The organism is Pseudonocardia nantongensis, from assembly GCF_046546495.1.
Taxonomy (GTDB): domain Bacteria; phylum Actinomycetota; class Actinomycetes; order Mycobacteriales; family Pseudonocardiaceae; genus Pseudonocardia; species Pseudonocardia nantongensis.
The window spans coordinates 58,749-76,010 of record NZ_JBKGXT010000003.1 but is presented as its reverse complement, the minus strand read 5'-3'; the positions used below and the strand labels follow the sequence as shown (position 1 = coordinate 76,010).

The 17,262-nt window shown below is 75.3% G+C and carries 11 protein-coding genes; 8 read left to right on the top strand and 3 right to left on the bottom strand.

Annotation, left to right across the window (positions count from 1 at the left end):
• Positions 1-11: 11 nt before the first annotated feature.
• Entirely contained in the window at positions 12-1,904 is a 1,893-nt protein-coding gene (locus ACLFMI_RS04120; RefSeq protein ID WP_410946374.1) for a glycosyltransferase, read from the top strand.
• A 492-nt stretch (positions 1,905-2,396) separates the two neighbouring features.
• On the opposite strand, the gene ACLFMI_RS04115 is transcribed toward ACLFMI_RS04120, so the two are convergent.
• The gene (locus ACLFMI_RS04115) at positions 2,397-5,471 is read right to left on the bottom strand and encodes an arabinosyltransferase domain-containing protein (RefSeq protein ID WP_410946373.1); all 3,075 of its coding nucleotides are present in this window, start codon (positions 5,469-5,471) and stop codon (positions 2,397-2,399) included.
• The gene (locus ACLFMI_RS04110) at positions 5,468-7,474 is read right to left on the bottom strand and encodes a glycosyltransferase (RefSeq protein WP_410946372.1); all 2,007 of its coding nucleotides are present in this window, start codon (positions 7,472-7,474) and stop codon (positions 5,468-5,470) included. Before ACLFMI_RS04110 ends, ACLFMI_RS04115 begins: the two co-directional genes overlap by 4 nt.
• Positions 7,475-7,688: 214 nt before the next feature.
• Here ACLFMI_RS04110 and ACLFMI_RS04105 point away from each other — a divergent pair, with 214 nt between their 5' ends.
• Genes ACLFMI_RS04105 through ACLFMI_RS04095 form a run of 3 tightly spaced genes read left to right on the top strand, consistent with a single transcriptional unit; the run spans position 7,689 to position 8,363 of the window.
• Complete coding sequence (locus ACLFMI_RS04105) at positions 7,689-8,075, top strand: nucleotidyltransferase domain-containing protein (protein WP_410946371.1); 387 nt, start codon at positions 7,689-7,691, stop codon at positions 8,073-8,075.
• On the top strand, positions 8,065-8,205 hold the full coding sequence (locus tag ACLFMI_RS04100) for a hypothetical protein (protein WP_410946370.1): 141 nt from the start codon (positions 8,065-8,067) through the stop codon (positions 8,203-8,205). The genes ACLFMI_RS04105 and ACLFMI_RS04100 overlap by 11 nt, the downstream gene beginning before the upstream one ends.
• The gene (locus ACLFMI_RS04095) at positions 8,202-8,363 is read left to right on the top strand and encodes a HepT-like ribonuclease domain-containing protein (RefSeq protein ID WP_410946369.1); all 162 of its coding nucleotides are present in this window, start codon (positions 8,202-8,204) and stop codon (positions 8,361-8,363) included. Before ACLFMI_RS04100 ends, ACLFMI_RS04095 begins: the two co-directional genes overlap by 4 nt.
• Positions 8,364-8,415: 52 nt before the next feature.
• On the opposite strand, the gene glf is transcribed toward ACLFMI_RS04095, so the two are convergent.
• Positions 8,416-9,618, bottom strand: a complete 1,203-nt coding sequence (glf, locus tag ACLFMI_RS04090; protein ID WP_410946619.1) for a UDP-galactopyranose mutase — start codon at positions 9,616-9,618, stop codon at positions 8,416-8,418.
• A gap of 212 nt (positions 9,619-9,830) precedes the next feature.
• Here glf and ACLFMI_RS04085 point away from each other — a divergent pair, with 212 nt between their 5' ends.
• The 4 genes from ACLFMI_RS04085 (at position 9,831) to ACLFMI_RS04070 (ending at position 17,260) form a co-directional block, all read left to right on the top strand.
• Positions 9,831-11,903, top strand: a complete 2,073-nt coding sequence (locus ACLFMI_RS04085) for a DUF6541 family protein (protein WP_410946368.1) — start codon at positions 9,831-9,833, stop codon at positions 11,901-11,903.
• A gap of 142 nt (positions 11,904-12,045) precedes the next feature.
• Positions 12,046-14,376, top strand: a complete 2,331-nt coding sequence (locus ACLFMI_RS04080) for a DUF6541 family protein (protein WP_410946367.1) — start codon at positions 12,046-12,048, stop codon at positions 14,374-14,376.
• Between the two features lie 43 nt (positions 14,377-14,419).
• Positions 14,420-15,214 (top strand): class I SAM-dependent methyltransferase, encoded by a 795-nt coding sequence (locus ACLFMI_RS04075; protein WP_410946366.1) that lies wholly within the window; start codon positions 14,420-14,422, stop codon positions 15,212-15,214.
• Between the two features lie 6 nt (positions 15,215-15,220).
• Positions 15,221-17,260 carry an arabinofuranosyltransferase gene (locus ACLFMI_RS04070; protein WP_410946365.1) on the top strand — a complete coding sequence of 680 codons (2,040 nt, stop codon included), beginning with the start codon at positions 15,221-15,223 and terminating at the stop codon, positions 17,258-17,260.
• Positions 17,261-17,262: the final 2 nt, after the last annotated feature.

The following is a 17,262-nucleotide window of genomic DNA, read 5'->3' as shown; positions in this document are numbered from 1 at the left end:
GAGCCCGAGACATGCTGGACACCGCGGACCGACCGGCCGACGCGACACCCGCCCCGCAGCCCGGGGGCGGGGGCGTCGAGCCGGGCCGCCTCGTCGTGCAGCGGGGGCCGTTCACCGGCCCCACCCCGCTGGTCCCGGAGGACCTCTACGCCGAGGTGCTGCGCGGAGCCGCGCGCCGCGAGCGGGACCGGATCGAGCTGACCCCGGCAACGCTCGTCACCACCAACACCTACTGGGGCCGGCTGCACGCCACCTACTGGCAGCGCTGGACGGCGGTGCCCGAGGTCCGGGTCCGGCTGCGCGCGTCCGGCCGCGGCCGGGTCTGGCTGATGGCCTCGGACACCAACAAGGTCGCCCGCGCGGTGGACACCGCCGCGGCCGACGGGGACGGAGTGCTCGCCCTTGCCGGGGGGCTCGACCGGTTCGTCGACGGCGGCGGGATGTGGCTGGAGTTCGCCACCGACACCGGCGAGCTGGCCGTGTCCGGTGTGGAGTGGACCGTCGCCGTGCCGCGACCGCCGCGGCCGACGTCGATCACGATCTGCACCTACAACCGGGTCGAGGACTGCCTGAACACGCTGCAGGCACTGCTCGACGACCCGGTCGCGCTGGACCGCGTCGCCCTGGTCCGGGTGGTCGACCAGGGCAGCGACCCGCTGGAGTCCCGGGACCGGTTCACGGGACTGGCGGACACGTTCGGCGCCCGGCTCGTCTACCAGCGCCAGCCGAACCTGGGCGGGGCAGGCGGGTTCACCCGGGGGCTCTACGAGGCGACCGCCGGGGTCCCGGCCGACGACCACGACGTCCTGCTGATGGACGACGACGTGCTGCTCGACCCGGAGATCGTCGTCCGGCTGACCGGGTTCGCCGCCTGCACCACCCGCCCGACGATCGTCGGCGGGCAGATGCTGAACCTGCTGCATCCCGGGCACGTGCACATCACCGCCGAGTACGCCGAGCCGGAGAAGCTGCGGGTCGGGCGGCCGGTGCCCGGCGCGCTGGAGGAGGGCTTCCTGCTCGGCCGGGACGAGCGGCTGTTGCCGATCGTGCAGGAGCGGCGGGTGGACACCGAGTACAACGGATGGTGGTCCTGCCTGATCCCGGCGCCGATCGTGCGCGCGGTCGGGTACCCGCTGCCGCTGTTCTTCCAGTGGGACGACGTCGAGTTCGGCTACCGCGCCCGCGAGGCCGGCTTCCCCACGGTCTCGCTGCCCGGCGCCGGCGTGTGGCACGCCGACTTCGGCTGGAAGGACTGGGACGAGTGGCACCGCTACTTCAACCAGCGCAACGGCCTGATCACCGCGGCGCTGCGCACCGGGTTCGACCGGCGCACCGTGGTGGGCACCGTGGTCCAGCTGCTCGGGCAGTACCTGGTCGCCATGCAGTACGGCCTGGCCGCGACGCTGCTGCGGGCGGTGGAGGACTTCCTGGAGGGCCCGTCGGTGCTCGACGACGGCTCGGCTGCGGCCGCCGCCCAGATCCGCCGGCTCCGTGCCGCCTACCCCGAGACGACGCCGGTGTCGGTGTCCGAACTGGACCTGGACCCGCGGGAGACCGTCGTGCACCTGGCCCCGCCGAAACCCGACCGGATGCTGGCGACCTGGGCGAAGCGCGCGCTGCTGCAGGCGGCCGGCCGGGTACCGATCCGGTCCGGGATGGTGCCGGCCGGTGAGGCCCACTGGTGGTTCGTGTCGCTGTTCGAGCGGGCCGTGGTGACCGACATGGCCGAGACCGGCGTCCGGGTCCGGACCCGGGACCGCGAGCGGCTGCGCGAGCTCTCCGCGCGGGCGGTGCGCACCGTGCGGCGGCTGCACACCGAGGGCCCGGCGGTGGCCCGGCAGTGGAAGGCCGCCGAGCCGGCGCTCACCGCGCGGGAGACCTGGACCCGGCTGTACGAGGGCTGAGCGCCGGCTGCTCCGACGCCCCCGAACAGCGACGCCGGGTCGGCCGTCGCGGCGTTCAGGATCCCGGACAACACGAAGATCCCGACGTGGAGCTGCACCACCGTGATCACGAACTTCACGGTGACCCACCAGTGGTGTAACAACCCGTACGGGGTGGCGGCGGCGAGCGTGATCCCGGTCAGCGCGGATCCGACCGCGAGCGGGGCGAGCAGCACCCCGTCCAGGTGGTGTGCGACCGCCAGCACTCCGCGGCGCAGCTCGTGGTCGTCGGTGCCGGCGGCGAAGGTCAGCGCCACGGCCAGTACGACGGCCGGCGACATCCAGCCGACCGAGGTGAGGGCGAACCGGCACGTATCCGGGCGCACGTGATGTCCCGGATTGATCCACGCCTGCGGAGTGCGACAGACCTGTGAGGTCGCATCCGCTCCTCATGCGGTGATCACGCGCGATTGGAGCCAAGTGGCGGCACTCTCCGGACAGGAGTCGCCGCCGTCAGCTCAGGACGTCACGGCCGGTGTAGTCCTTGTCGGCCAGGGTCGGAAGCCGGGTCCAGCCCCACCGCCGCTCGGTACCGACCGACACGTCGACCAGGCCCGGCGGGTGGTCGTACTCGACCCGCTCGACGTGGCCCCAGTCGAACATCTCCCGGCCGCCCGGCGGGTCCAGCGCGGACGGCAGCTCGGTGAACCGGGCGGTGCGGTCGATCCCGGCCAGGGTGCCGCCGTTGCCCACGAAGAACGCGTTGTCCTCGGTGGCGCCCTCCAGGTCGTCGCCGGTCCGCAGCCGCCACTGCGGGGCCTCCGCGATGCCGTGCCGCACGACGACCTGGTCGGCGCACGGCCACAGCGTCGCGGTGACCTGGTCGGCGAACACCGGGGCACCGCGGACGACGTCGGCGGCGCGCTCGGCCCGCGCGGGCCGCGGGGCACCGACGCCCAGCCAGGTGTCCGGGCCGTCGATGCGGTCCTCGACGACCACCCGGGCCTGGGTGAGGGGCCCGGGCAGGTCCGCCGCGGCGGGATCCGCGGTCAGCTCGGTCCACTCGGCCTGCTTGTCCTCGGGCAGTTCGGGCTCGACCCGGGCGGTGGCCGCGGGAGCGCCGACCGGGCCGGTTCCCAGCTCGACGACGACCGACTGGTCGCCACGGACGTCACCGGTCGCCGGCACCAGCACCGACGACGCGTCGGCGGGCACCGGGGACCAGGCCGTGGTCACCGAGCCGGTGCCGGTACCGCCCGGGACGTCGGTGTGCCAGGCCGGGCCCCCACCGGGCGGGGCATCCCGCTGCGGCGGCGTCCCCTGCTGCATGTCCCCGGCCGTCACCGGGGCGCCGACCGGCGGGCCGGCCTGTGCCGGGACCTGCACGGTGACGGCGTCGGCCAGCCCGCAGGGCCGCCCGGCGAACGCGGCCAGGTTCATCGACGCCACCGAGGCCCCCGGGGCCTGCAGCACCGGCGCGGCCGTGAACACCACCAGCATCAGCGCCACGCCGCCGGCCGTGGCGACGCCGAGCACCGCCCGGTCCGGCCCTGGGGCGGGCGTCCGGACCCCGCCCGGGCGCCGGCGTCGTCGGTACGCCCAGGCGAGCGCGGCCACCGCCACCGCCAGCCAGAGCAGCGGGTTGCGCAGGTAGAGCGGCCCGGCGTGCGGGGCCAGCAGGTTCTCGACCAGCGGGGTGTCGATCACGGTGTGCCCGCCGAACAGCTGTCCCCAGTCGGACAGCGGCCGCCACAGGTTCGGCCCGGCGTAGACGACCGAGGCCGTGACGCCGAGTACCGCCGTCCCGATCGCGACGACCCGGCCGGCCACCCCGCGCGGCAGCGGCCCGCGGGCCAGCGCCAGTGCCAGCAGCAGCGTCGCGGGGGCCGCGACGGCGCCGAAGTGGTTGACCCACTTGGTCGGGCTGATCGCGATCGCGACCAGGCCGAACGCCGTGGTCGCGAGCGCGTAGCCCAGCGCGCGCCCGAGCGGGCCGCCGGTGCCGCGGGTGCGGCCCAGCGTGACCAGGCCGAGCAGCAGCACCGCAACGGTCAGCAGTACCGGCAGTCGCTTGCCCCAGGCGCCCTGGTCGTCCGGTCCGAGCAGGTTGGCGTAGTGCACGGCCTCGGCGAACCACGAGTACTGGTAGTAGTACCAGCGGTGCACGGCGAACGCTTCGCGCAGGTCGGCGAGGGTGGCATCGGCCAGACCGAGCGGGACGACGACGCTCGCCGCGGCGAACGCGACGGCCACCAGCGCGAGCCGCTGCGTCCACCCGGACGCCACGAGCCGACGCCACACCAGCGGCAGCGCGAGCAGCAGCGGTGCGGCGGCGACCAGCGCGGTGGGCGCGGTCGTCACCCCGACGACGGCGAGCGCGGTCGCCGGGGCGAGCAGGCCGACCGACCGGGTACGCAGGGCCGCCGCGACCAGCAGCAGCACCCCGGCGGTGGCCGCGGTCCCGGCGGGCTCCGGACGCAGCGCGATCCCGTAGGCGAGGAACCAGGCCAGGTGCGCGACGGCCAGCGCGGCGACCACCCCGGGCCGGGCCCCGATCCGGGACCGGCCGGTGGCCTCGTCGTCCGTACCGCCGGCGTCCGGCTCGGTCAGCACCAGCAGGGTCGTGCGCAGCAGGACCCAGGTCACCAGCCCGAGCAGCACCGGCACGACGCGCAGCCAGACCAGGCTCCAGCCCTCGACCCCGAGCGCCTCGCCGGCCTGACCCCAGAACTGCAGCAGGTACTGCGAGGTGGTGAACGGCGCCTCGGTCGCGTTGAACTGGTAGATCGCGTTGCCGATCATGCCGGTCTCGGCGCCCTGGCGGGCCATCAGGGCGTACCAGGAGTCGTCGATGTTGACCGGGCCGAGCACCGCCCAGGCGGCGGACACCACGACGACCACGGCGTCGGCGATCGAGAAGCGGGGCCGGACCGGCAGCACCCGGCCCGTGCCCGTCCACACCCGCACGGCGGCCGCCAGGGTCGCGGCCAGCGCCAGCAGGTGCGCGAGGAGCAACCCGACCTTCAGCGGGCTCGGTGACGACTCGTAGCGGGCGTCGGTGTGCAGCTGCACGGACAGGCCCTCGGCGGCCGGGCCGGATGCGGCCGTCGACAGCTCCGCGACCTGCGGCGGCGCGAGTTCCGGGCGCTCGGCGACCGGCACGCCGTCACGGGCCAGCACGGTGCCGTCCGCGTCGGCGGTGTAGCTCCACGAACAGCCCTCGCCGACCGGCCCGGCGTACAGCTCGTCGTCGCCGGAGACGACCCGCAGCGTCCCCCCGGCCGCGGTGACCGCCAGCGCGGGCGCCTGCGCCGGGTCGGCCGAGGCGGGCATCGTCCGGAGCACGTCGCCGCCACCGGCCGCGGAGACCTCCGCCGCCGCGGCACACGGGACCGTCGCGGTGAACTGCAGCGGCCGGTACGGCGAGAGCGGCAGCACCGTGGACGCCGGCGCCTCACCGGCCCGCGGCCAGCTGACGACCGGGTCGTCGACGTCCACCGGGGCCAGTGCGGCGCCGATCCCGAGCAGGCAGGTGAGCCCGCCGAGCAGCAGCAGGAGCACACCGCCGCGGGGCGTGGAGCGGCTCACTCGAAGATCTGCTTCCAGCCCTCCCGGCCGGTCAGCGTCGGCTGCGCGGCCCGGTAGCGCCCGCGCAGGGACTCCCAGTCCGCGGCGACCGCCCGGTGCAGCCGGAACGACTCGGCGACCATGTCCTTGAACATCTGCGGGTCACGGCGCCGGAAGGTGACCCCCCGGCCGTCCGGAGTGGACACCGTCGCGGAGTCCAGCCCGGCCAGCACGAACCACTGGGCGTTGGCCCAGGGCACGTTGCGCTGCGGCCGCTCCCGCCGGGCCGGGTCCGGGCTGCGCAGGTTGCGCAGCACCCCGCGGGCCAGGCCGAGCGCGGCCCTCGCCCGGCCGACCGGCGGCTCCGGGAACAGCTGGGCACCGAGCGCGTCCAGATCGGACAGCGGGACGTCGGTGGCCGAGTCGAGCGGGCGGCCGTCGTCGTACTGCGCGCGCAGCTCGCGGATCTCGTCGAGCACGATCGGCAGCTTCGGGAACAGCGCCTCCGGCCCGGCCAGGAAGTCGGTGAACGCCTTGATCTGCAACGCGACCGCCGAGTACTCCATGAGCATCAGGTGCCGCAGGGTCCGCTTGAAGGTCTCCTTGAGCATCGCCTTCGGGTCGTCCGGGCCGTGCAGGGCGGCGGCGACCAGGCGGTTCCGGTAGTGGAAGTACGCCTGCCAGTCCGACGAGTCGTCCTTCTCGATGAAGGACATGTGCCAGATCGCGATGCCCGGGACGGTCGCGGTGCGGTACCCGGCGGCGCGGGCGCGCAGGCCGTACTCGGCGTCGTCCCACTTGATGAACAGCGGCAGCGGCAGCCCCAGCTCCTCGGCGACCGAGCGCGGGATCAGGCACATCCACCAGGCGTTGTAGTCGACGTCGACCCGGCGGTGCAGCCACGGTGTCCGGCGCAGCGTGCGCTCGGCCAGGTCGTGGTGGGCTTCGGTGCGCGGGGCGGGCCGCCAGAGGAACTGGTTGCGGTCCACGACCTCGCCCATCGTGGACAGCTGCGAGCGGGCTTGCAGCGAGAGCATCTGCCCGCCGACCAGCATCGGCTCGCGGGCGAACCGGGAGAACGCGACGGCGCGCAGCACCGAGTCGGGTTCGAGCAGGATGTCGTCGTCCATGTAGAGGATCTGCTCGCAGTCGATCCCACCCGCGTGCGAGCCGGTCCCGTGCAGGACCTCGTACATGATCCGGGCGTAGCCGCCGGAGCCGCCCAGGTTGGGCTGGTCGACGATCCGCAGCCGGTCCCCGAGCACCGCGGCGGCCTGCTCGTAGCCGGCCTCGTCGCGGACCTTCTTCGTGCCCTGGTCCGGCAGCACGATCGCGGTGATCGTCTCCAGCACCTGCGGGTCGGACCCGAGCGCGGTCAGTGTGGCGACGCAGTCGGCAGGCCGGTTGAACGTCGGCATCCCGACGACGACGGCGGCGCGGCCGGGCGCGGCGTGCGGGGCGTGCCAGCCGCCGCCGTGCAGGGTGAGGTCGCCGTCGTCGGTGGACAGGTCGAACCAGTACCACCCACCGTCCTCGAACGGGCGCAGGTCCAGCTCCATCGACACCCGGCGCCGGCCCTGCACGAGCTCACCGGCGACGAAGATCTGCGAGCCGTCGGCCTTGGTGCGGTAGACGTCGACCCGGCCCGAGCCCTCCAGCTCGAGCCGCAGCTCGATCGTCGTCAGGGTGGACCAGGCGCGCCAGTATCCGGCGGCGAAGGCGTTGAAGTACGACCCGAAGGACACCTCGGCCCCCGGCGGCACCGTCGCCGACGTCCGGTCCAGCATCCGGGTGCGCGGGCCGCCGGCGGTGGACACGGTCAGCGCGAGCGGCCTCGTCCGCTCCCCGGGCTGCGGCTCGACCGGCGCGAGCGAGGTCCCCGGACGCTCGTCCAGGTAGAGGGCGCGCACCGCGAGCGGGTCCGCGGGGCGCGGCAGGATCACCCGCTGCAGCAGCGTCTCCCCGGCGGTCGGGGTGGTCGTGTCGGGCACCTGGCCTCGCTCGTCCGTGGGGGCGGTGGTCATCGCAGTAACGGCCTCGGGGGTAGGCGGGTTCCGGTCGTGTCCCGCGCCGGGCGGCGGCAGTGTCGGCGCAGCGGAAGTGTCGGCGCAGCGCTGGTCGCCCCGGCCCGGGACCGCGTTCCGAGGGTAGCCGCGGGTCACGGCGTCCCCGGGAGGCGGGCGGGCGCGCCGCGCTTCAGGCCGGTGACCGCCTCGCCCGGATGCCACACTGGGGCCCGTGACCAGCTCCGATCCCGACCCGCGCGACGCCGTCGTCGCGGCTCTGCGGGCGGCCGGCGCCCGGTTCGGACTGGTGCACGGCAGCCGGGCCCCTGGTGGGAACCCGCGCCCGGACTCGGACCTCGACGTCGCGGCATGGTGGCCGGCGCACCCCCCGGCCGCCTTCGAGGTCGACCTGCCCGCGGGCGTGGACCTGCTGGTGCTGAACGACGCCCCGTTGGAGCTGGCCGGCCGGGTCGCGCTGGACGGGGAGCTGCTGTTCGACGACGACCCGCCGGCCCGGGTGCGCTGGGTCGCGACCACCCGCAAGATCTACTCCGACGAGCTGCCGCGGATCCGCCGCGCCCACCGGGAGTTCCTGGAGGCGGTGCGTCGTGGTCGATGAGACCCGGGTCGCCCGGCTCCTGCGGTCGGTCGCCGACGACCTCGCGGTGCTGCGGGCCGAGGCGGGAGCACCGCCGGACCGCCGCGGGACGACGCCGATGCGCTGCGCCTGCTCGGGCGGCACGGCGTGATCTCCTCCGAGCTCGCCGGGCAGCTGGCGCGGTCGGTCGGTTTCCGCAACGTGCTCGTCCACGACTACGTGGACGTCGACGACGCCGTCGTGCTCGCTCGGCTGGACGATCCCTCGGATCTGGAGCGCTTCGTCACTGCCACAGCGGGGTGGCTGTAGGGACGGCCGGGGCGGTCCCGGGCGCCACGACGACTCGCCTCGCGCGGTCCGTCTAGTCCTCGGCCTCGGTCCCGGACAGCGGCCGGCCCTCGGTGAAGTGCGGGACCAGGCGGTTCTCGTACATGGTCAGCGCCGACCCGATGGCCATGTGCATGTCCAGGTACTTGTAGGTGCCGAGCCGGCCGCCGAACACCACGTTGCGGTTCGCGGTCTCCTTGCGGGCCAGCTCGCGGTAGCGCTCCAGCTTCGCCCGGTTGTCCGGGGTGTTGATCGGGTAGTACGGCTCGTCACCGGACTCGGCGAAGCGCGAGTACTCCCGCACGATGACCGTCTTGTCCTTCGGGTAGTCGCGCTCCGGGTGCATGTGCCGGAACTCGAGGATCCGGGTGAACGGGACCTCGGCGTCGTTGTAGTTGATCACCGAGGTGCCCTGGAAGTCACCGGTGGGCTCGACCGACATCTCGAAGTCCAGGGTGCGCCAGCCCAGCTCGCCCTCGGCGTGGTCGAAGTAGCGGTCCAGCGGCCCGGTGTAGACGACCGGGGTGCCGGCCGGGATGTCGTCCCGGACCTCGAAGTAGTCGGTCTCCAGGACGACGTCGATGTTCGCGTGGTCCGCCATCCGCTCCAGCCACGCGGTGTAGCCGTCGACCGGCAGGCCCTCGTGGGTGTCGTTGAAGTAGCGGTTGTCGTAGGTGTAGCGGACCGGCAGCCGGGTGATGATCGAGGCGTCCAGGTTCTTCGGGTCGGTCTGCCACTGCTTCTCGTTGTAGCCCTTGATGAAGGCCTCGTAGAGCGGGCGCCCGATCAGCGAGATCGCCTTCTCCTCGAGGTTGGTGGCCTCGCCGGTCTCCACCTCGCCAGCCTGCTCGGCGATCAGCGCGCGGGCCTCGTCCGGGGTGTGCGCCTTGCCGAAGAACTGGTTGATCAGCGCCAGGTTCATCGGGAAGGCGTAGACCTGGTCACCGGCCCGGGCGAAGACCCGGTGCTGGTAGTTCGTGAAGTCGGTGAACCGGTTCACGTACTCCCACACCCGCTCGTTCGACGTGTGGAACAGGTGGGCGCCGTACCGGTGGATCTCGATGCCGGTCTCCGGCTCCGCCTCGGAGTAGGCGTTGCCGCCGATGTGGTCGCGGCGCTCCAGCACCAGCACCCGCTTGCCGAGGCCCCCGGCCACCCGCTCCGCCACGGTCAGCCCGAAGAATCCGGACCCGACCACGATCAGGTCGTAGCTGTCGAGGTCACGGGCGGAGGGCATCCTCTCGAGGTTCACGGCCGTCGAGGGTAGGGCAGGCGTGATCGGTGGCACCGACCGGCCGGATCCGCCCCTTCGGTAGTCTGTGCCGCGGCTGTGGAAGCGGACATCACCGGCGATGGCCCGCCGAACCACTCCCCTACGGCGTCGAGCCGAGCCCTCCCGCGCGGACGGCGGGCTGGACCGCATGCGCCCGGGAAGGAGTCCGCCCCGTAGTGAGCTGGCTGTCCGCGGCGCCCCTGGTGCTGCTCGCCGCCGCCTGGGTCACCCTGCCCGGCCTGCTGGTCGGCGTCGCCACCGGGCTGCGTGGAACGTCCGCCTGGGGCGCCGCGCCGTTGCTGTCGGTCGGCCTGATCGCCGGCTCCGCGGTGGCCGGCGGGTCCGCCGGGATCCCGTGGAGCGGGCTGGTGCCGGTCGCCGCGGCGGTGCTGATCGCGGCGGTCGTCGTCGGGACCCGCCGGGCCGTGCTGGGCCGGCCGCTGGTCGTGCCGCCCCGGGAGATCCAGGCGCACCTGCGGGCCCGGCTGGCGACCCTGCGCTCCGGCGGCCCGGACCGGCGCTGGACCGGCCTGGCCGCGACGGCGGGGGTGCTGCTGGCCGCCACGCTCGGCTTCCGGGCCGCGATCCGCGGGATGTCCCGCCCGGACGCACTGTCCCAGACGTTCGACGCGAACTTCCACTACAACGCGGTCGCCCGGATCCTCGCGACCGCCGACGCCTCGTCGTTCACCGTCGGCGGGCTGGTCAACTCGCCGGGCCTCTACCCGTCCGCCTGGCACGGCGTCGTCTCGCTGGTCGCGCCGCTGACCCCCGGCCCGGGCCAGGTCGTGGTGGCGTCCAACGTCGTAGCGCTGGTGACCACGCTGCTGGTCTGGCCGCTGTCGGCGCTGCTGCTCGCCCGGATGCTGCTCGGCCGCTCGGCCGGGGTCGCGTTCGCGACGCCGGTACTGGCCACCGGGTTCGCCGCGTTCCCCTGGACGCTGGTCACCTACGGCGCGCTCTGGCCGAACCTGATCGGCGTCGCGCTGCTGCCGGCCGCGCTCGCCGCGGTGGCCTCGGCCGCCCGGCCGGGCACCGGGCCCTCCGGGGACCCGGGTCCGTTCCCGGCCGCCCGCGCGGCCCGCTGGGCACCGGCCGTCGCCGCCGTCCCGACGCTTGGGCTGGCCCACCCGAACGCGCTGTTCGGGCTGGTCGTGCTGGCCGTGCCGGTGGTGGCGTGGGGGGTCGGCGGGGCGGCCCGGCGCGGGCTGCGCCGCGGCCGGGCGGCCGCCCTGCGGGCGCTGGCCGTCGTCCTGCTGGTGGTCGCCGCCGCCGCCGGGCTGGCCTGGGTGATGTTCGCGGCGCCGTCCCTGGACGGCATCCGCTCCTACTACTGGGAGCCCGCGGTCACCGTCCCCGGTGCGATCTGGAACGCCGTGCTGCACAGCCCGGACGGCCTCGACCCGGCCTGGTCGCTGGCCGTCCTCACGGTCGCCGGCGCGGTGGTCGCGCTGCGCCGGGCGCGGACGTCCTGGCTGGTCGTGTCGCACCTGCTGGTCTGCACGCTCTACGTCGTCGGGGCCAGCACGTGGTCCTCGGTCTGGACCGGGATCTGGTACAACGACGCGCCCCGGCTGGCCGCCCTGGTCCCGGTCACCGCGGTCCCGCTGGCGGTGCTCGGCCTGCTCGCGCTGAGCGCGCTGGCCCGGCGCGTGGCCTGCGCTGCCCGGGACGCGTTCACCCGCGCGGTGCCCGCGGCCGCGTCGTGGCCACGACCCCGGGCGGCGGTGCTGATCGCGATCGCGGTGCTCGGCGTCGTCATCGTGTCCGGCGGGCTGTACCAGCGCTCGCACATCGACCGGCTGGCCGGGATCTACCAGGAGCCGGAGGAGGTGCTGGTCGGCCCGCAGCAGGCGGACTTCCTGCGGGAGGCCGGCCGGTTGCTGCCCGAGGACGCCGTCGTCGCGCAGAACCCGTGGGCGGGCACCGCGATGCTGTGGGCGATGACCGACCGAAAGGTGCTGTTCCCGCACCTCACCGGGGTCTGGTCGCCGGACCAGCAGCTGATCGCGGAACGGCTGCGGGACGCCGCCGCCGACCCCGCCGTGTGCGCCGCCGTCGCGTCGACCGGGGTGGGCTACGCGCTGACCGCGCCGCCGACGTTCTGGAGCTGGGACCCGCTGGCCGGCAGCTTCCCCGGTCTTGAGGACCTGGCCGGCGCCGAAGGCTTCGACCTGCTCGCCACGGACGGCGAGAACGCGCTCTACGCGATCACCGCCTGCGACGCCGGGCGGGTCGTCGACTCGTGACCCTCCGACCGGGGCCCGGGTCCCGGCGGAGGGACCGGCCCGCCGGTAGTCTTCCCGGCGGCCATCGCCCGGATTCGCAGGACCGGCCCGGTGGTCGAGGACGGAACCGGGGCCCCGCCGCCGGGGAAGGGGCGGACCGGCGATGGCATCGGTGACCTGGCTGTCCGGGGTGCCCGTGGCTCTCGTCGCGGCGTTCTGGGTGCTCGTGCCGGGCCTGCTCGTGCTGCGGGCCTGTGGCCTGCGCGGCGTGACCGCCTGGAGCGCGGCGCCGCTGGTGTCGGTCGCGGTGATCGCCTCATCGGCGGTGCCCGGCGCCGCCTTCGGGATCCCGTGGGGCCCGGGGACGCCACTCGTCGCCGCGGTGCTGGTGGCCGTCGCGGGCCTGCTCTTCCGCGGGTTCCTGGCCCGCCGCCCGGCGGGCAGCCCGCTGCACCGCGGCTGGCGGTCGGCGCTGTCGTCCTGGGAACCGGGCCGCCGGCTGCGGGCGACGCTGGTCCGGCTGCGCACCCCGCGCGGCCTCTTCGCCGCCGGACCGGACCCGTTGACCGCCGCGCTGCCGCAGGCCTGGCGCACCTCGAAGCAGCGGGAGGGGCCCGACGGCCGCCGGGCGGGGACGGCCGCGGCCGCCGGGGTCGGGATCGCGGTGCTGCTGGGCTGGGTCACCGTCGTGCTCGGGTTCGGCCGGGTCGACGAGATCTCCTCCACCTACGACGCGGTGTTCCACTACAACGGCGTCGCGCACATCCTGCACACCGGCGACGCGTCGTCGCTGACGCTGGGCACGCTGACCAACCCGGGCATGGCCACGGCGCCCTACCCGGCCGCCTGGCACGACCTGGTCTCGCTGGTCGCGACGAGTTCCGGGGCCGGCGTGCCGGTGGCCACCAACCTCACCGCGTGGGCGGTCGCCGCGCTGGTCTGGCCGCTGTCGGTGCTGCTGCTGACCCGCCAGGTCGTCGGTCGCTCGGCCGGGGCCGCGTTCGCCGCCCCGGTGGTCGCCACCGGGTTCACCGCCTTCCCCTGGGCGCTGATGTCGTTCGGCGTGCTGTGGCCGAACCTGCTCGGCGTCGCGCTGCTACCGGCGGTGCTGGCCGCGGTGGCGACCCTGGCCGGGATCGCCCGGCACAGCGTGCTCGGGCCCGGCGGGGCGGGCGTGCTGCTCCTGACGACGGTGCCCGCGCTCGGCCTCGCGCATCCGAACGCGGTGTTCAGCCTGGCCGTGCTCGGGCTCTTCCCGGTGCTGTGGGGGCTGGGCCGGCTGGCCCGGCACCGGATCGCCACCCGGCGCTGGTGGCAGCCGGTGGTGGGCTTCGTGGCGGTCGCCGCCGTCGTCGGGACGGTGCTGTGGCTGATGCTCGTCTCGCCGCTGCTGTCCGGGGTCCGCGGCTTCGACTGGCCGGCGTTCACCGACACCCCGAACGCGGTCGCCGAGGTGCTCCTGAACGCCACCAACGGCCGGCCGGACCTGGTCGCGCTGTCGGTGACGGTGCTCGTGGGCGTCGTCGGGGCGCTGCGCCGGGTCGCCACGTCCTGGCTGGTCCCGGCGCACCTGGCCGCCGGGGCGCTGTACGTGCTGGCCGCGTCCTCCGACGGCGAGCTCTCCGCCGCGCTGACCGGTGCCTGGTACAACGACTCGTACCGGCTGGCCGCGATGGTGCCGGTCACCGGCGCCCCGCTGGCCGTGGTCGGCCTGCTGGTCCTCGGCGGGCTGCTCCGCCGTGGCCTCCCGAGACTGTCCGATCCGGCCCGCGCGTTCGCCCGCCGGCGTGGTGCCCCGGCGGCCGCGGTCGCCGCGCTCACCGTCCTGCTGGTCGCGGTGTCCGGCGGGCTCGGGGTGAGCACCCACGCGTCGGTGCTGGCCGGGACCTACCGGACGCCGTCCGACACGATGCTCGAGCCGGGCCAGCGGGAGTTCCTGCAGCGCGCCGGCGAGCTGGTCCCGCCGGACGCCGTCGTCGCGGCGGACCCGTTCACCGGCAACGCGCTGTTCTACCCGCTGACCGGCCGGGAGGTGCTGTTCCCGCACATGGCCGGGAACTGGACGCCCGAGCAGACGCTGCTGGCGACCCGGCTCCGGGACGCCGCCGTCGAGCCGCTGGTGTGCGAGGCCGCGGCCGCCACCCGGGTCGGCTACGTGCTGACCGGACCGATCACGTTCTGGCCGTGGAGCGGCGGCGCCGGTGCGTACCCGGGCCTGCACGACATCGCGCCGGTCCCGGGTTTCGAGCTGCTCGCCCAGGAGGGCGACCACGCGCTGTGGCGGCTGACCGCCTGCGACCCGCCCGGCCCGGACGACCCGGGCGCGCAGGCCATGGATCCCCCGGACCCCGCCGTCCCGCCCGGTACCCCCGGCATCGACGCTCCCGCCCCACCCCCACCCGGGGCCCCCGGCGAAGCCCCGGCCGGCGCGCCCGCGCCGGCCACCGTGCCGGGATCGAACCCCGCCCCGGTGCCCCCCGCACCCGCCCCCTGACGACAGAATCACCGGACCCCGCCCACCGACGGAGAGCCTCGCCGTGGACCCGAACGACCAGCCCGCCCCCGAACTCCCCGAGTACGAACGTTCGCTGCGCATGGTCGAGCGCCGCCGCCTGGCGACCGGGTTCGCCCGCCAGATCGCGATCACCACCCAGCCGTTCCTGGACCGGCCGTTCGCCGAGTGCCGGGTCGCCGACCTGGGCTGCGGCTACGGCTACACCGCCCTCGAGCTGGCCGGCGCCTGCCGCGAGGTCGTCGGGATCGAGCCGAACGGCGCGCTGGCCGCGGAGGCGAACCGGCTGGCCGCGGAGGGCGGCGCGGACAACTTCACGTTCCGGGTGCAGGGCATCGGCGAGTTCGGGCACGGCGAGGACGCCGGCGCCTTCGACGTCGCGGTGCTGGACAACGTCCTGGAACACCTCGACGACCAGCCGGACGCCCTGGAGCGGATCTCGTCGTGCCTGCGGCCGGGCGGGGTCGCCTACATCCTGGTGCCGAACCGGTGGTGGCCGATCGAGGCGCACTACTCGCTGCCGTTCCTGGCCTGGCTGCCGCTGCCGCTGGCGAACCGGTACCTGCGGGCGTCCGGGCGCGGGCAGGACTACACCGACGCCAGCTACGCCCCGAGCTGGCTGCGGATGCGGAAGCTGCTCGCGCAGCGCCCGGAGCTGGACGCCCGGTTCACCGTCCCCGGCGACGTCAGCCTGGCCGAGGGCGGCGGCTCGGCGCTGTACTCGGCCGGGGTGTCGGCGCTGCGCCGGTTCCCGGCGCTGTGGGCGATCTCAAAGGCGTTCCTGGTGGTCGCGGTGAAGCGGCCGGCCGGCGAGGCCTGAGCGCCGGTGGTGGCACCGGGGTCCCGCGGCGGGACCGGCTCGTGGCCGCGATCGGGGGGCCGGGCCCACGCCCGGTGGCCGTGGCGGGTCGCCGAGCTGATCCTCGCACCGGTCGTCGCGGTGCTCGTCGTGGTCGCCGTGCTGGCGGTGGTCGACCGGCTGGACATCCCCACCGGCACGAACGTCGGCCTCGCCCTGACCGCGTCCGCCGGCGCGCTGCTGGCCCTCCTGCTCGCCGGGACGGCGCTGCTGCACCGGCGGATACCGTGGCTCGCGGTGCCGCTGTCCTGGGCCGGGCTGGCCGCGCTGCCCACGGTGCCGCTGGCGTTGTTCCTGGCGAACACCCCGCACTACCTGTTCGGGGTGTCCGGGGACCAGCAGTTCCGGGTGCAGTTCCTGACCCGGTTCGCCGACTCGGGCACCCTCGCCGACTTCGCCTACGCCGACCTGCCGCCGTACTACCCGGCCGCCTGGTTCTGGGTGGGCGGCCGGACGGCGGCGCTGCTCGGCGTCGACGCCTGGGCGTTCCACAAGCCCTACGCCCTGGCCACCCTGGCAGTGACGGCGGTACTCGCCTACGTGTTGTGGTCGCTGGTGACCAGCCGCCCGCGCGCGCTCGGCGCCGCCGTCGCGACCGTCCTGGCCGGGCTCGCGACGACGGCCGCCTACACCCCGTACTCCTGGCTGACCGGGGCCCTGGTGCCGCCGCTGGCGGTGCTCGGCCTGCGGCTGGTCCGCGCGCAGGCCCGCCGGAGCGCGCATCCACACAGCGCGCAGGCCCGCCGGAGCGCGCATCCACACAGCGCGCAGGGCCCCTGGGTACGCACCGCCGTGCTGGTCGGGCTGGTCCTGGGCCTGGCCGCGATCACGCACACCCAGATCCTGATGTTCGCCGGGTTCGTGCTGGCCGTGCTCGCCGCCGACGGGCTGCTCACCCGCCGGGCGAGCCCGCTGCGGGTCGCGGGGACGGCCGGCGTCGTGCTGCTCGCGGCGCTGCCGCTCACGCTGCTGCACTGGCTGCCCTACCTGATCGCCGCCGCAGGCGGCGGGCCCACCTACAGCGCCGGACAGCACTTCCTCGCCGAGAGCGGGTCGCGCTGGCCGCTGCCGATGCTGGAGCCGACCGCGCTGGGCGCGCTGTGCTTGGCCGGCACGGTGTGGATCGTGTGGCGGTTCCGGTCATCGGAGGTCGCCCGCGCGCTCGGGGCGACGGCCGCCTGCGGCTACGCCTGGTACCTGCTGTCCACCGCGGCGCTCGCCGCCGGGACGACGCTGCTCGCGTTCCGGATCGAGCCGATCCTCACCGCGGCACTGGCCTGCGGCGCCGTCGGCGCGGCCGCCGACCTCGTCCACGCCGTGCGCGAACGGGTCCCGGGCGACAGGGCCCGTCCGGCCGGCGACGCCGCCCGACCCGACGCCGGTGCCGCCCGGCCGGACCGGCGGGCGGCGGCGACCGGGCTGGTCGTCGTGCTGGCCGCGACGGCGGTGCTGGCCGGCGTGCAGGACGTGCCCGAGCAGTACTCCTGGGCCGGGTCGGCACAGGACTACCGGCCGGACGGCACCCGTCCCGACGGCAGCCGCGACCCGGCCGACGCGGACGCCTGGCTCGGCGAGCTCCGGATCACGATCGACGGGCTGACCGGCCGCGCGCCACGGGACGTTGTCGTGCTCACCGCCAACCAGAAGCTGGTGACCTACACGCCCTACTTCTCCTACCAGGCGTCGTCGGCGCAGTACGCCAACCCGCTGGGGAACTTCCCGACACGCACGGCGGAGATCCGCCGCTGGGCCGCCGCGCCGGACCCGGCCGCCCTGCTCGCCGCGCTGGACTCCGGACCGGCCCGGCCGCCGTCGGTGCTCGTGTTCAGCCGGACCGGGGACGGCGCCCTGCAGGTCCCGACGACCGAGGACCGGTTCCCCGACCCGGACTCATCGGCGCCGCCGGCGACGTTCGCGCCGCAGCTGTTCGAGGACCCGGCCTGGCAGCGGCGCGACGTCGGCCCCTACGCCGTGCTGGTACGGGCGGGGGTCCCGCCGGTGCCGTGAGC

What these genes read in the sequence shown, in the direction of transcription:
- ACLFMI_RS04080 (WP_410946367.1), top strand. Translation starts at nt 12,046, where the DNA reads ATGGCATCGGTGACCTGGCTGTCCGGGGTGCCCGTGGCTCTCGTCGCG.
- ACLFMI_RS04110 (WP_410946372.1), bottom strand. Translation starts at nt 7,474, where the DNA reads ATGACCACCGCCCCCACGGACGAGCGAGGCCAGGTGCCCGACACGACC.
- glf (WP_410946619.1), bottom strand. Translation starts at nt 9,618, where the DNA reads ATGCCCTCCGCCCGTGACCTCGACAGCTACGACCTGATCGTGGTCGGG.
- ACLFMI_RS04120 (WP_410946374.1), top strand. Translation starts at nt 12, where the DNA reads ATGCTGGACACCGCGGACCGACCGGCCGACGCGACACCCGCCCCGCAG.